The organism is Pseudomonas fluorescens, from assembly GCF_902497745.1.
GTDB classification, from domain to species: domain Bacteria; phylum Pseudomonadota; class Gammaproteobacteria; order Pseudomonadales; family Pseudomonadaceae; genus Aquipseudomonas; species Aquipseudomonas fluorescens_BM.
In genome coordinates this window covers 60,092-74,513 of sequence record NZ_CABVHJ010000008.1, presented here as the reverse complement: position 1 = coordinate 74,513, position 14,422 = coordinate 60,092, and the positions used below count along the sequence as shown (strand labels likewise).

Here is a 14,422-nt window from a genome sequence, read left to right as displayed (position 1 = left end):
CAGGTGCGCGATGAACAGAAACCTCGACGACTACAACCGCATGCGCGACTTTTCGGCGACGTCGGAACCGGCGGCCGTCAAGCGTTCGGGGCGCAAATCCGCCACGGATCATGCCTTGCAGTTCTGCATCCAGAAGCACGATGCGTCGCACCTGCATTACGACTTTCGCCTGGAGCTCGATGGCGCACTGAAAAGTTGGGCAGTGCCGAAAGGGCCGTCGCTCGATCCCAAGGTCAAGCGTCTGGCGGTGCATGTCGAGGATCATCCGCTGGATTACGCAACATTCGAGGGCAGCATTCCCGAAGGGCATTACGGCGCCGGCGATGTGATTGTCTGGGATCGTGGCGTGTGGATTCCGCTGGAAGATCCGCACAAGGCCTACGAAAAGGGCAAGCTCAAGTTCGAATTGCAAGGCGAAAAGCTCGGCGGCATCTGGAACCTGGTACGCACGCACATGCCGGGCAAGAAGGAACAATGGTTTCTGATCAAGCATCAGGACGATGCCGCGCGGCCGCAGGATGATTACGACGTGCTGCTGGCCGAGCCGGACAGTGTGCTGAGCGAACGCACAATCGTCGACAAACCCAAACTGGCCGCCGAGCAAAGCAAACCGCTGAAGAAACCTGCGGCGAAAACCCGCAGGCCCGCGAGCGGCAAGCTCACTGGTGCGCACAAGGCCAGACTGCCGACGCAGCTCAAGCCGGAACTGGCCACCCTCGTCGACAGTGCGCCCGAAGGGCAGTGGAGCTACGAGATCAAATTCGACGGCTATCGGATCATGGCGCGCATTGATCATGATCAGGTGCAGTTGTTTACCCGCAACGGTCATGACTGGACGCACAAGTTGCCGCAACAGGCCCAAGCCTTGGCTGCGCTGGGATTGGAGTCGGCGTGGCTGGACGGTGAAATGGTCGTCGCCAACGAACAAGGCGTGCCGGACTTTCAAGCCCTGCAAAATGCTTTCGAGGTCGGGCGCAGCGGCAACATCCTCTACTACCTTTTTGATCTGCCGTATCTCAACGGTGTCGACCTGCGTGAAGTGCCGGTCGAGGAACGTCGCGCCGCGCTGGCCACGGTGCTTGGCAGCCATGAGCAACCGTTGTTGCGCTTCTCCGAAGCCTTCGACGAAACGCCGGACGCGCTGCTCAACAGCGCCTGCCAGATGCAGATGGAAGGCTTGATCGGCAAACGCCTCGGCTCGCCGTATGTGTCGCGACGCAGCAGCGACTGGATCAAGCTCAAATGCAAGCATCGCCAAGAGTTCGTGATCGTTGGTTATACCGATCCGAAAGGTTCGCGCAGTGCGTTCGGCGCCTTGTTGCTGGGGCTGCATGATCGTGACAGTGGCGAGTTGCGTTACGCCGGCAAGGTCGGGACTGGCTTCAACGAGTCAACGTTGAAAAGCATCCTCGCCCAACTCAAACCCTTGCAGGTGAAGAAAGCCGCTGTGGTCAATCCGCCCAGCGGTTTCGAGGTCAAAGGCGTGCACTGGCTCAAGCCAAAACTGCTGGCGGAGGTTGCGTTTGCCGAAATGACCAAGGACGGTTCGGTACGTCACGCGGTGTTCCATGGCTTGCGCGATGACAAACCGGCCAAGGGCATCACTGAGGAGCGAGCGAAACCCGTGAAGACTGCAGAGAAGAAAACCTCCGCGAAAAAAGCACCGGAAAAAGCCCCGGCGAGCAAAGCCGACACCGCGCCCTCGCAACTCGGGCTGGCCAACGGCAAGGTGCGCATCACCCACCCGGATCGCGTGATCGACGCGGTCAGTGGCACTACCAAAATGCAGCTGGCCGAGTATTACGCCAGCGTTTCCGAATGGATCCTGCCGCAACTCAAGGATCGCCCGGTGGCACTGGTGCGCGCCCCGGACGGCATCGCCGGTGAGTTGTTTTTCCAGAAAAACGCCGAGCGTTTGGCAATACCCGGCATCACCACGCTGGACAAAGACGTCACCGGGCAACCGGTGATGCTGGTCAACAACGCCGAGGCGCTGGTCGGCGCCGTGCAGATGAGCACCGTCGAGCTGCACACCTGGAACGCCACCACCGTCGATCTGGACAAGCCTGATCGCTTCGTCCTCGACCTTGACCCGGATCCGGCGCTGCCGTGGAAAAGCATGGTCGAAGCGACAGCGCTGACGCTGACTGTGCTCGATGAACTGGGATTGAAAGCGTTCCTTAAAACCAGTGGCGGCAAGGGCATTCATCTGGTGGTGCCATTGACCCGCAAACTCGGCTGGGATGAGGTCAAGGACTTCAGCCACGCCATCGTCAGCCATATGGCCAAGCTATTGCCGGACCGATTTTCGGCGGTGTCCGGGCCAAAGAATCGTGTCGGGCGGATCTTCATCGATTACCTGCGCAACGGTCTGGGCGCCACCACCATCTGCGCTTACGCCGCGCGCACCCGCGAAGGTCTGCCGGTGTCAGTGCCGCTGTTTCGCGAGGAAGTTGCCGAGATCAAGGGCGGTAATCAATGGAACGTGCGCAACGTTCATGAGCGTCTGGCGGAGGTCGGCGACGCGCCATGGGCCGAGATGAAGAAAACCCGGCAGAGCATCACCGCCGAGATGCGCAAGCGGGTCGGGCTGAAAAAGTGATCAGGTGTCGCGCAGCAAGTCGTGGGCGTTGAGCAGTTCGAAGGCGATTTCGGGATGGTTTTCCAAGCCGCGACGAATGGCGGCGGGGATGGCCGCGCGCGTCTTGCGGCACAGGCCAGGCAACTCTTCGATCTGAATGGCAATGCCGCGCATGGTGCGCACTTCGTTGAAACCGGGGGCGACTTCGACGCGCAATCCCAGTTGTTCATACATGCGTTGTTTCAGGTGTTCGAGATCGGCGAGGTCTTTGAGTTTTTCCAGCCGCGCCAGCAGGATTTTCTCTTCTTCGCGGGTCAGGCGCAGGATGCGCAAATCCGCGCCGGGTGTCTCCAGCAACGGATCGCGCCCGCAAATGCAGGCGCCGGGCGGGCAGGGTGAGCGCAGAGGCGCAGAAGTCGTCATGGCCTCCATCATAGAGGCCGTCGGACAGTTTTGCCTATGCGCCTTCAGCGGCCGTCCATCGGCTGCTTCATCCGTGACGGCTACTGATTCAGGCCTTCGTAATGCACCAGAATCGCGTTGGCGAGATCTTCATCACTGGCGTTCAGGCCAGGATTGTTCTGGCGAACCTGTTGCAGCACCGACTCAAGATAAACCCCACGAATGGCCCCGCCACTGGCGACAAATGCAGACAAGTCGTCACGGGCCGGAATCACCATTTTGTGATCCTTGAAGGTCGAGTACAGCGACGCGGAGACACCGGCCGAGGTGGCGACATCGCCCGCATCGACGCGGGCCAACGCCGAGCCGACCGGCAGGCATAAGAGTAAAGAAGAAACGAGCACTAACTTGCGCATGACAGTGTTCCTCCACAAGCGCGAAGCAAAAAGGGAAGCACTACATAATGTGAGAGGGGCGCGGCGGGCGGGAGTTCCGTGGGGCTGCAAAGTCTGCGTTATTGCAAGTCAGACGCGGGCAACGCGATTGCAGGTTGCCCGGCCTGCAGACTGCGGCGGGTCAAATCACCCCGCAGGCCATGCGATCACCGCCACCACCCAGCGGTTTCGGCATGTCGGCGTGGTTGTCGCCACCGGCGTGGATCATCAGCGCATGGCCCTTGATCTCGGAGATCTTTTTCAGGCGCGGCGCCAATACCGGATAGTTGGCGATGCCATCTGCTGTCACGTACACCGCCGGGAGGTCACCTAAATGACCGTCAGCATACGGGCCGAGATGCTTGCCGGTTTTCTGCGGATCGAAATGCCCGCCAGCGGCGAGTGCGGCGCCTTTCACGCCATCCTTCATACCGGCGTCGCAACTGCCGTTTTCATGGACGTGAAAACCATGGATGCCGGCCGGCAGGGATTTCAGATCCGGGGTGAACAGCAGGCCGTAGGCGGTTTCACTGATGGTGACCGAGCCAATCGCTTGCGGCGCGCCGTCGGCGCTGACCAGATTGATGGCGACTTTTTCCGTCGCCGCCTGTGCGCTGCCGATGACCAAAGTGCCAAGCAAACCCAACCACAATGCGCGTTTCATAGCGTTTCCTTTTGCTGCATGAAAAATCAGAACGACGGACTCAATAGCCTGCCGGTATTAACCGGCGATGAAGGCGTTGGCCGTGCGCGTTGAAAAGTGAGACTTGCCGCGCAATCCGAAAGTTTTGCGGCATTTGGCCCTCATGCCGACACCTGCTGACACGCTCTGGTCCGGCAGACCTGCGCAAATAGGCTTAACTGAAGGCTGACAAGCGCTTACGGGCGTGGCCAAGGAGGAAAACCCGGTGTCGATCAAACTGCGTTTAGTGTTGCTGATTGTGACAAGTCTGCTGACAGCCTTGATCGTGAGTCTGGTCAGTTACGTCGGCAATCAGCGGATGGCCTCGGCGGTCAGCGATAACGCGGTCAGCATGAGCGCGCTGCGCAACCATATGGAAGCTGACATGATGCACGACGCCCTGCGTGCCGATGTCTACTCGGCGATGCTGGTGGGACTGAGCAAAAGCACCAGTACAGCGAGCGAGGTGCGCGACTCGATCAACGAGCATGCCGGGCATTTTCGTGAGGTGCTTGAGGAGAACCTCAAACTGCCGATCAACCCTACATTGCGTACCGCTCTTGAGCAGATCAGACCGAGCCTCGACACCTACATCAACACCGGCGAGCGGATTGTCGGGCTGGCACTCGACAGTCCTGATGCCGCTCAACAGGAACTGGGCACGTTCAACACAGCATTCAGTCAGCTCGAAGAGCAGATGGCCGCGCTCAGCGAATTGATTGAAACCAATACCCGGCAAACCAGCGCAGGCACCGAAGCGGCGATCCGCAATGCCAACGTCGCGCTCGGCTTGGTGTTGCTCGCCAGTCTTGTGCTGCTGTTGATTCAGGGGCGCTGGGTGATTCTGAGCATTATGGGACCGTTGAAGACCGCTAGTCGCATCGCCGAAAGCATTGCCCATGGCAATCTCAGTGAGCCGATCGCCGAGCCGTCCGGCAAGGATGAAGCCAGTGTCCTGATTCGCACATTGGCGACCATGCAGCGCGACTTGCGCAACATGATCGACGTGGTGCGGCGCAATGCTCACGGCGTCAGTGGCATGAGCGAACAACTCAGCCAGGGCTGCCATCAGGTCGCCGACAGCAGCCAGCAACAAAGCGTCGCTGCCGGCACCATGGCTGCAGCCGCCAGTCAGATGACCGCGAGCATCGAGGAAATCACCCGCCACGCCGAACGCGCCCTGAGCATGGCCAGTCAAGCCGAAACGCTGGCGAAAGAGGGGGGTGGTGTGATTCATCAAGTGGTCAGCGACATGGACGATATCGCGCGCTCGGCGCAACAGTCGGCCCAGGTGATCCGCACGCTGGATCAGGAGTCCGAAGCCATTTTCAACATCATTCAGGTGATCAAGAGCATTGCCGACCAGACCAACCTGCTGGCGCTCAATGCCGCGATTGAAGCGGCACGCGCCGGCGAGCAGGGCCGGGGCTTTGCCGTGGTGGCTGACGAAGTGCGCAGTCTGGCGGCACGCACCAGTGCCTCAACCCAGGAAATCGCGGCGATGGTCGCGCGCATTCAGCACAGTACCCGCGAGGCGGTCAGCAGCATGGAGGCGGGGGTAGCGCAGGTCGACAAGGGCATGGCGGTGACGGCGGATGTCGAACGCGCTATTCGCGAAATCCTTGAGGCGACGTTGAGCACGACACAACTGGTCAACGACATCACCCGCACGATTGGCGAGCAGAGTCAGGCCAGTAACGAGATTGCCCATCAAGTAGAAATGATTGCCGGGATGTCCGAGGGCAACAGCCGTGTAATCGGGCAAACGGCGAATACCACCGATGAGTTGTCGAGCCTGGCGGGGCAGTTGGCGCAGTCGGTGGATCGGTTTCGGTTGTAACCAGGAAGATTTGTATTGCCTGGGCTGCCGCCTTCGCGAGCAGGCTCGCTCCCACCTTTGGAATGCGTTCCCTTGTGGGAGCGAGCCTGCTCGCGAAGACGGCAGCCCAGTCAACATCTATTCAGAGTCGGTTAACCCCGATCAGAACTTGAACGCCTGCCGCCCCACCAGCAACCACTTGCCGTCCTGCTTCTGCCAGATCTGAAAGTTCTCGATCTCGGTCGGTATCACTTCAGTGCCCTTCAACGCCTGCGCGGAAAAGTGGTGGCGCACCAGCGCGGTATCGCCGGACAGGGTGATGGTCTGGTTTTGCATTTCCAGGGTCTTGAACGCGCTCTTGCCGGTTTCGATATCGGCAATGAATTCTTTCTTGTCCTGAATCTTGCCGCTGGAGTGGCCGTAGGTCAGGTTGGGCGCGGTGAGGGCGTTCAGTTCGGCGATGTCTTTGTGCAGCATCGCCTGGGTCAGATGATCGACCGCTTGGGCGACATCTTTTTCCGCCGGGGCCGAGGCGGCCATGGCGTAACCGTTGAAGGCACAGAGAAAACCGATCAGCAGTCGGGTCTTGGTCATGGAGGTTGTTTCCTTGTTGTTATGGGGTTGATGACTTATTTGTCAGTCGTCGTACAACCTAGCAGAAAATTCGTGAGTAAGGCACTGCCGAAAAGCACTCAATCGCTGGCCAACTACACTTGAATGCTGGAGGGTTTGAGTCGCGGCACTGATCGAAGGGTCATGTTCAGCGTCTGGCGGCCGATAAGCCCCTGAGCGGAAAAAGACTCTCAGGTCGGGAACAGACGCGCGGGTTTGCCCTGACGTGATATTCTTCGCGCCAACTTGGTTTGACCTTATTCAGTTTGCTTGCCTCTGGGCGGGCCGACGGAATCCCTGTCGCTCAAGTAGCTGAGCCAATAATGATAAGAAGTCAGTTCAGAAGGGACATTAACTGAGGTCGATGCAGCATGTCGGCCTTGTGTGCCCACCCGTCAAAATTGAAGTGTGCCGGAATCTGCGACGCTAGCCTGAGCGTCATCAAAGCGGATCGCATGCAGATAACAGCGGCGGGCGGAAGGCGTTTTATCATAGGTGCAACAGATGTTTAAAAAAGTGAACACAGCCCTGCTGGGTCTGGCTTTGGCGATGGGGATGACATCCGCCAATGCTGACGAAGCAAAGAAAGTCGACGTTCTGCTGATCGGCGGCGGCATCATGAGCACCACCCTCGGTGTGTGGATCAATGAGCTGGAGCCAAGCTGGTCGATGGAAATGGTCGAGCGCCTCGACGGCGTCGCCCTGGAAAGTTCCAACGGCTGGAACAACGCCGGTACCGGTCACTCGGCGCTCGCTGAGCTGAACTACACCCCGGAAGACGACAAAGGCAACGTAACGATCCCGAAAGCCGTCGAGATCAACGAAGCGTTCCAGGTCTCCCGTCAGTTCTGGGCCTGGCAGGTTCAGCAAGGCGTTCTGAAGAACCCTCGCTCGTTCATCAACACCACTCCGCACATGAGCTTCGTGTGGGGCGATGACAACATCAAGTTCCTGAAAAAGCGCTACGAAGCCCTGCAAGCGAGCCCGCTGTTCGCCGGCATGCAGTACTCCGAAGACCCGGCTGTGATCAAGAAGTGGGTCCCGCTGATGATGGAAGGGCGTGACCCGAACCAGAAAATCGCGGCCACCTGGAGCCCGCTCGGTACCGATATGAACTTCGGCGAAATCACCCGCCAGTTCGCTGCGTACCTGCAGACCAAGCCTAACTTCGATCTGAAACTGTCGAGCGAAGTGCAGGACATCACCAAGAATGCCGATGGCACTTGGCGCGTCAGCTACAAAAACCTGAAAGACGGCACTAAAACCGAAACCGACGCCAAGTTCGTCTTCATCGGCGCGGGCGGCGGTGCACTGCACCTGCTGCAGAAGTCGGGCATTCCTGAAGCCAAGGAATACGCTGGCTTCCCGGTAGGCGGCTCGTTCCTGGTGACCGATAACCCGGCCATCGCTGAACAGCACCTGGCCAAGGCCTACGGTAAAGCGTCGGTTGGCGCACCACCGATGTCCGTTCCGCACCTGGACACCCGTGTTCTGGACGGCAAGCGCGTCATCCTGTTTGGCCCATTCGCGACCTTCAGCACCAAGTTCCTGAAAGAAGGCTCGTACCTGGACCTGCTGACCAGCACCACCACCCATAACATCTGGCCTATGACCAAGGTCGGCATCAAGGAATACCCGCTGGTCGAGTACCTTGCCGGCCAACTGATGCTGTCGGATGAAGACCGTCTGAACGCGCTGAAGGAATACTTCCCGAACGCCAAAGCCGAAGACTGGCGCCTGTGGCAAGCCGGCCAACGCGTGCAAATCATCAAGCGTGATGAAGCCGCTGGCGGCGTGCTGAAACTGGGCACCGAAATCGTTGCTGCACAAGACGGCTCCATCGCCGGCCTGCTGGGCGCATCGCCAGGCGCGTCGACCGCTGCACCGATCATGCTGAGCGTGCTGCAGAAAGTCTTCAAAGACAAAGTCGCAACGCCTGAGTGGCAAACCAAGCTGCACCAGATCGTTCCAAGCTACGGCACTCAGCTGAACAGCGATCCTGCCAAAGTGGCTGCAGAGTGGGCTTACACCGCCAAAATCCTCGAACTGCCGACGCCTCCAGTGATCGGTCAGGTGGCTGCTCCGGCCGCACCGGCAGCTGAAAAAGCTGAAGCTCCGAAGGAAAACGCTGCACGTGACATGGCGCTGTAACTAGCCGCCAGAGACACAAAGCCCACTGAACCGGCGACGGTCAGTGGGCTTTTTTGTGCACGTGCCCTTTACGCCCCTGTAGGAGCTGCCGAAGGCTGCGATCTCTTGATCTTGAAGAAAAGTCAAAAGATCGCAGCCTTCGGCAGCTCCTACGGGGTTATATCTGTGCTCAGGTGTTCAGGCTTTTGCCTTGGCCAGATATGCACCGAGCCGCCGGCCCATCTCTTCGCCCAAGGCTTGCAGACCGCTGAGTGGCCGCACCATCACCTCGAACTCGACAATCTTGCCGTGCTCATCGAAGCGAATCATGTCGATGCCTTTCAGCTCTTTCGTCCCGACCCTGGCGCTGAACTCCAGAATCACATTCAAGCCATCGGCAGTCGCCAGTTCGCGGTGGTATTTGAAGTCTTCAAACACCTCAAACACGGTATTGAGGATCATCGACACCACCGGCGCACCCGGGTAAGGCGTGTGCGCCATCGGCGAGCGGAACACGGCTTGCGGGTCGAGCAGGCCGGGCAGGGCACTTAGGTTGCCGGTGTGGATCATTTCGTGCCATTTGCCTAGCGATTCGGCGACGTTGGGTTGCAGGTTCAGATCGGTCATGTTCCCTCCAGGATTTTTCTTGTTGTTGTCGCGACGGCAATGACTTTAGATCAACCACGCCGAAATTGAATCCTTGTGCCGCGATCTGAATATCGGCCCATGGCCCATGCGGATCAGATGCGCATCTGATCCGTATTTTTTCACTGGATCTGCCTCTGTTACCAGCTCAGTCATCCGCTCAAAATAGCCCCACGGTTCGGCACTCGCGGCAATCCTTCATCCCGAAGCGCCCAGTGCACCGCAAGCTCAGCATTGAGGAGAGCAACATGAACAAGATGGCGATTTTTCTGGGTGGCTTTCTGACACTGACCATTCTGATCGGCCTGCTCGCAACGATTTCTCCGGTCTGAGGCGACCCTTTTCCAGTGACGTCCACGGGTGTGTCGCGCAAAGCATGTTTAAATGCCGCGCCCCCACACCTGTAAATGGACTTCAGTCATGGCCGAACACCGCATTCGCGCGCTCGCACTTTGCGTTTTTCATCACAACGGCAAAATTCTGGTTAACGAATTTCGCGACCCGGTCAGCCAGCAAACCTGCTTTCGGCCCATCGGCGGCGGTATCGAGTTCGGCGAGACGAGCGCCGAAACCATCGTGCGTGAAGTGCAGGAGGAGTTGGGGCAGACCATGACGGACATGTGTCTGCTCGGCACACTCGAAAGTCTTTTCGTTTACAACGGCAAACCGGGACACGAAATTGTCCAGGTATACGACGCGACGTTTGTCGATCTGGGCGTTTACGACCACGCACAGATCGATGGCCATGAAAGCGACGGCGCGCCCTTCACCGCGCGCTGGCATGACAGCTCAAGCTTCAGCGAGCAGGCGCCTTTAGTGCCAAAAGGCTTGCAGGAGCTGCTGAGGAGCACCGGATTGCTCGGCTGAGCTCAGCTGGGGGATACGAATTCCGGTGCAATCGATTCACCGACTTCGCGCGTACTCGACGAGATCTTTCGGGTAAACCCAGTGATCGACATGGCGATCATCCAAGCCATACAGAAAGACAATCGCCGCAGCTTCGAATGCCCAGTAGCCGACGTAGTTGCCGTCGTCGCCCTGTAAGTGCGTATCGTGCCAAGGCGCTTGTTCGAAAGCTGGATACCAAGTCTGGCAATACTCATTGAGCAGCAGGGACGCCTCTTCGCGGGTGTCGGCATAAATTGCCTGTACGAGAGGGGTGTAGACGTCGTGATACCACTGATCAACGTCTTGCCGATCAGGCAGGACTTTTTTCAGCAGATCTTCATAGAGCGTGTCGTCCCCGGCGTAACCAGCGTCGTCCAGAAGTTTAACGAATCGTATGAGCAGGTCCTTGCGGTCGAGCAGAATGCACAGGCTGATCACTTGAACGGCTTCTTCGTATTCATCTGGCCAATCATCAATGGCGAGTGGTGAGATTTGCGGAACATCTTCGTAGGCGGCCAGCCTCTGCTGGCGCAGTTCATACTGATCGAGCAAGTCTTCAAGTAACGGGAGGAGAGCTTCGATAGGCTCGCCAACGGTATAAGTTGCAAGCAACTTATCAAGCGCCAGTCTCTGAAAGAATGCCGCGCGCAGGCTCGCTTCTTCGTCGTCAGAATCTGATTGGAAGCGATTGGTCTTGAAGAACTCCACGACAGCATCGTGTTCCCCGAGAAAGTGTGCGTAGTGGCGTCTGCTGAAAAAGGATTGGCGTTCGCTCGCTCTTATTCCTGCACTCACGCTTCACCTGACCAATACCAAAGCGTATCGCCCCAACGGGAGTCGTTGATCTTCGGCATGAGTTCACCCTGTTGGAAATGACGGCGGGAGTTCGCCTGAGCAGGCGTGAACCAATAGCCGGTCCGGCTGCATGCATCGCCGGCAACGATTCGGCCAACTTGTGTCATTCGTGGGCTTTGATGATTTCTCGCGTAGTCGACCAGATCTTTCGGGTAAACCATATGGTCGACGGCGTGATCATCGATGCCATACAAAAATGCGACGGCGCCAGCTTCAAACGCCCAGTAGCCCACGTAGTTCCCGTCCTCTCCCTGTAGGTGAGCGTCGTGCCAAGGCGCATGCCGGAATGCGGGATACCATTGTTTGCAATAAGTCAGTAGCAGCTCGGAAGCTTCTTCTTTTTCATCTGCGTAAATCGCCTGTATCAACGGCGTGTAGACATCGTGAAACCACTCATCAACATCGTCTCGATCAGGCAACACTTTGCAGAGAAGATCTTCGTAGAGTGCGTCCTCTCCCTTGAAACCCGCATTGTCCACCAGGCTTATGAACCGTTTCAGAAGATCAGTGCGGTGGAGCAGGACACACAGACTGATCACCTGTACGCACTCTTCATATTCGTCCAGCCAGCTGTCGATAGCCAGTGGAGAGATATTCGCGATCTGTTCGAAAGCTGCCAGTTTTTGCTGGCGTACTTCATATTTTGAAATCAGGTCTTCAAGCAGAGGCTCTAACTCTGGAATATCGACGCCGGCGGTATAGGAGATCAGCAGCTTTTTTAAAGCAACTGTCTTGAAGTGATTCGCCCGCAGTGAGGCTTCCTGTTCCGGGGAGTCAGATTCAAAGGTGTTGTTTTTCCAGAACTCCTCGGTGTCCACGCTGTAGGCGAGAAACTCCGCATATTGAGCGTCGTTAAGGAGATTTTGTTTCGTTTTCATCGGAGCTCATGTGTTCCTAGATAACGTAAATGCTGTTGGAGCAGAGTCGAAGCTTGCGCAATGTTGTCGATTTTAATCACCTGACCAATACCAAAGCGTATCGCCCCAATTCGAGCCACTGAACCGAGGCATTATTTCCCCCAAGTCGAAGTAACGTCGGGAGTTTGCCTGTGCGGGGCTGAACCAATAACCCGCGGCGCTACAAGGCTGACCGGCCTCTATTCGTGCTGGAGTTTTCGAATGCGCATCATCTTGGTCGAATCGCGCGTACCAGCGCTCGGTACTGTCTTGTTCGAAGCAGTTACCGTAGGGTGAATAAGTGTGCAGTTGATCGGGTTTTGGATTACGAAGCTGTTTCAAAACGCGGTTCACCGCTACATAGGTTACGGGTAGAGGTTCATGGATAGCGCCCAGTTCGGGTAAAGCGCCGGCGCGAATGATCAGTCCGCCCTGATAATCCAGCATCTCGACGTCGCCACGTCCGCTTAAGGCGTGGCGTAATCCGTCTTTACCTCCCAGTTGCTCGGTAAATCGAGTGCCTACAATGGTGTACCAGTTGACACCTTTGATGTGATCAAGCAGTTCTCGTTTGAAGTTGTGCACCATTGAGTCAACTTCCAGACCGACATATTGCTGCGCCAGTTGAAATTCCATGGGCATGTAACGATCGAAGTCGTAGGGCAGTATGCTCGAAAGTCCGCCGTAGCCATGTTCGGCTTCAACCTGATCGCACAAGTAAACCAGCCATTCTTCAAAGCGCGCGACGCCATCGGGCTCTTTCAGGAAACTCCAGGGCAATGTCATCTTCAGGTATGAGCGTTTTTGATCGCCATGCACCTCGAACGAGTTCAGTGCGGACAGGCTGTACGCAGCAGCTTCGTTCGCCGTTGCGGCGCTGCTGATGTGCCATTCGTATTGTTCGTTCGGCCCTGACTCGCGGATTTTTTCCTGGGTTTTGCTGAATCCGGAATCTGTCAGCTTCTTGTAGCGGTCGTCGAACTGTCCCTTCAGATGCTGGCCGAACTCTTCCTTGAATCGGGTGAAGCATTGCATGACATTGCGCTTGCTTTGCAGCGAGTAGCCTTCCTTGAAGTAGAGGGTTGCGATCAGCCCGAGTCGTACAACGGGGGTGTTATCGGGTAGCTCAAACGTCAGGTCTGGAGCTTGTTCGCTCAGTTTTTCCAATGTATTCATAAAGCTCTCTTTTATCAGGCTGTCGCCGCAGCAGTGATAGCAGCGCCGCCCAAAATGGTGGCTAGCACGGCCCATGAAAGCTGAGCCAGTCGAACGATAACCAAAATTGCTGCGACGATAGCAGCAGGCACACCGGCAGCAACCAGGGCCGCTCCAATAGCAAAAGCCACCACAACGGTGGCAACGACTGTTCCTACGTCAATCAATACTTGCATCCAGTCGATTTCCTTGAGCTTTTCCAAGGTCAGGTCGGTGAAATGCTGAATTTCCTTCCACGCAGCCCTGAGTTGCTCATCCGTCCAGCGAACGATCTTCGCACCTGTTTCACTGACCCATTCCCAGGCTTTTTGAGACTCACGTCTAATCCATTGACCCTTGATTCCGAGCCACGTAGCGGCGTCTTCGAGGTGTTGTTGCATTTCTTGCGATAGCCTTCGAATGCCCTGAGCACCTTGCTCCAAGAGCCCTTCAACGGCCTCTTGAAGTTGCGTCCAGCTTTCGACCCGCGCCGGTCTGGGTGTCGCTGTTGGGCCGTACGCGGGAACAGGGACCGGAGCGGGTCTTGGGGCTTGCCCCGGGCCTCCGGTCGGGGGCAGCAAAACAGGCCATTGCTGTGGGTTGAACTCACCAGTAGGCTTATGTTGTCTGTTGTATTCGCGGTCGCGTTCACGCTCGCCGTCATCTCGACAATCATTGATTTCGAGTACAGAAAAACGGTTTGGGCCACCAGCTATATCCAGATAAGCCTCTCGCTGTGCCATACCGAGGACGTCCCCGGGAAACTTCACTTCCACTAGCCTTTCCAGATTATCCGGGTGCGCAACACCTTGATGATCTGTTCCAGCTTGTCCCGGCCAACGCAAGCTGCGTGTCTTGACGATGATAACGTCGGGACGCCGTAATAATCCTTTGACTGAACCTTTAGGGAATGGAAAGAGTGAATGGCGCCGCGTGGGGTCTGGCTTCACATCGTCGCCCAGCCATGAGGAACTCAGGAATGGTTTGGGGGGGAGGGACGACATATCGAAGCAGACTTCAGCTTTGTAATCCCATTTGAATTCCCAGCGGTATTCATCTGCCCGAATCAATCCACTCATTACCAGCTGTTTAAGCTCCATGCCGGTGAAGTCGCCATCTTTGGCTTTTTTTATCGTTAATCTGGGAAACCGCGATGCGTAATTGGCTTTTTCCATCAGATACGGTTTGTTATCAGGATTGGGCAGCGGTGCTTGTTTGACCGTACCTTCGATACTGGTGTTCGTGCAGCCTTGTGGCGTTTGAGGTGGTTGCATGACCGGCATG

General features: G+C 57.1%; 13 protein-coding genes and 1 pseudogene. 5 read left to right on the top strand and 9 right to left on the bottom strand.

The features are described 5' to 3' along the window. Positions 1-10 precede the first annotated feature (10 nt). Positions 11-2,602 (top strand): DNA ligase D, encoded by a 2,592-nt coding sequence (gene ligD, locus F8N44_RS14440; protein ID WP_150650744.1) that lies wholly within the window; start codon positions 11-13, stop codon positions 2,600-2,602. On the opposite strand, the gene F8N44_RS14435 is transcribed toward ligD, so the two are convergent. From F8N44_RS14435 to sodC, 3 genes are all read right to left on the bottom strand, one after another. Then, on the bottom strand, positions 2,603-3,004 hold the full coding sequence (locus tag F8N44_RS14435; protein ID WP_177413854.1) for a hypothetical protein: 402 nt from the start codon (positions 3,002-3,004) through the stop codon (positions 2,603-2,605). It lies immediately after the preceding gene. Positions 3,005-3,084: 80 nt separating this feature from the next. After that, entirely contained in the window at positions 3,085-3,399 is a 315-nt protein-coding gene (locus tag F8N44_RS14430; protein ID WP_150650743.1) for a DUF2388 domain-containing protein, read from the bottom strand. 160 nt (positions 3,400-3,559) lie between these two features. Further along, positions 3,560-4,081 (bottom strand): superoxide dismutase family protein, encoded by a 522-nt coding sequence (gene sodC / locus F8N44_RS14425; protein ID WP_150650742.1) that lies wholly within the window; start codon positions 4,079-4,081, stop codon positions 3,560-3,562. 223 nt (positions 4,082-4,304) lie between these two features. Here sodC and F8N44_RS32210 point away from each other — a divergent pair. Continuing rightward, positions 4,305-5,081: pseudogene (locus F8N44_RS32210) on the top strand (MCP four helix bundle domain-containing protein); the annotation flags it as partial. After that, positions 5,076-5,939 carry a methyl-accepting chemotaxis protein gene (locus F8N44_RS32205; protein WP_412071516.1) on the top strand — a complete coding sequence of 288 codons (864 nt, stop codon included), beginning with the start codon at positions 5,076-5,078 and terminating at the stop codon, positions 5,937-5,939. The pseudogene F8N44_RS32210 and the gene F8N44_RS32205, both read left to right, overlap by 6 nt. 141 nt (positions 5,940-6,080) lie before the next feature. Here F8N44_RS32205 and F8N44_RS14415 read toward each other — a convergent pair whose 3' ends face one another. Then, a complete protein-coding gene (locus F8N44_RS14415; RefSeq protein ID WP_095120253.1) occupies positions 6,081-6,512 on the bottom strand; it encodes a nuclear transport factor 2 family protein in 432 nt (143 codons plus the stop codon). A 522-nt stretch (positions 6,513-7,034) separates the two neighbouring features. On the opposite strand from F8N44_RS14415, the gene mqo reads away from it, so the two are divergent. After that, entirely contained in the window at positions 7,035-8,681 is a 1,647-nt protein-coding gene (gene mqo / locus F8N44_RS14410) for a malate dehydrogenase (quinone) (RefSeq protein WP_150650740.1), read from the top strand. Positions 8,682-8,858: 177 nt separating this feature from the next. On the opposite strand, the gene F8N44_RS14405 is transcribed toward mqo, so the two are convergent. After that, on the bottom strand, positions 8,859-9,287 hold the full coding sequence (locus F8N44_RS14405) for a nuclear transport factor 2 family protein (protein WP_150650739.1): 429 nt from the start codon (positions 9,285-9,287) through the stop codon (positions 8,859-8,861). A gap of 438 nt (positions 9,288-9,725) precedes the next feature. Between F8N44_RS14405 and F8N44_RS14395 the strand changes: the two genes are divergently transcribed. Beyond that, positions 9,726-10,172 (top strand): NUDIX hydrolase, encoded by a 447-nt coding sequence (locus F8N44_RS14395; RefSeq protein ID WP_150650738.1) that lies wholly within the window; start codon positions 9,726-9,728, stop codon positions 10,170-10,172. A 36-nt stretch (positions 10,173-10,208) separates the two neighbouring features. Here the strand turns inward: F8N44_RS14395 and F8N44_RS14390 are convergent, their stop codons facing one another. From F8N44_RS14390 to F8N44_RS14375, 4 genes are all read right to left on the bottom strand, one after another. Beyond that, the gene (locus F8N44_RS14390) at positions 10,209-10,988 is read right to left on the bottom strand and encodes a PoNe immunity protein domain-containing protein (protein WP_150650737.1); all 780 of its coding nucleotides are present in this window, start codon (positions 10,986-10,988) and stop codon (positions 10,209-10,211) included. Then, positions 10,985-11,926: a PoNe immunity protein domain-containing protein gene (locus F8N44_RS14385; protein ID WP_150650736.1), complete on the bottom strand. Its 942-nt coding sequence runs from the start codon at positions 11,924-11,926 to the stop codon at positions 10,985-10,987. The genes F8N44_RS14390 and F8N44_RS14385 overlap by 4 nt, the downstream gene beginning before the upstream one ends. Positions 11,927-11,998: 72 nt before the next feature. After that, a complete protein-coding gene (locus tag F8N44_RS14380; RefSeq protein ID WP_150650735.1) occupies positions 11,999-13,120 on the bottom strand; it encodes a DUF3396 domain-containing protein in 1,122 nt (373 codons plus the stop codon). A 14-nt stretch (positions 13,121-13,134) separates the two neighbouring features. Next, positions 13,135-14,421 (bottom strand): VRR-NUC domain-containing protein, encoded by a 1,287-nt coding sequence (locus F8N44_RS14375; RefSeq protein ID WP_007919616.1) that lies wholly within the window; start codon positions 14,419-14,421, stop codon positions 13,135-13,137. Position 14,422: the final 1 nt, after the last annotated feature.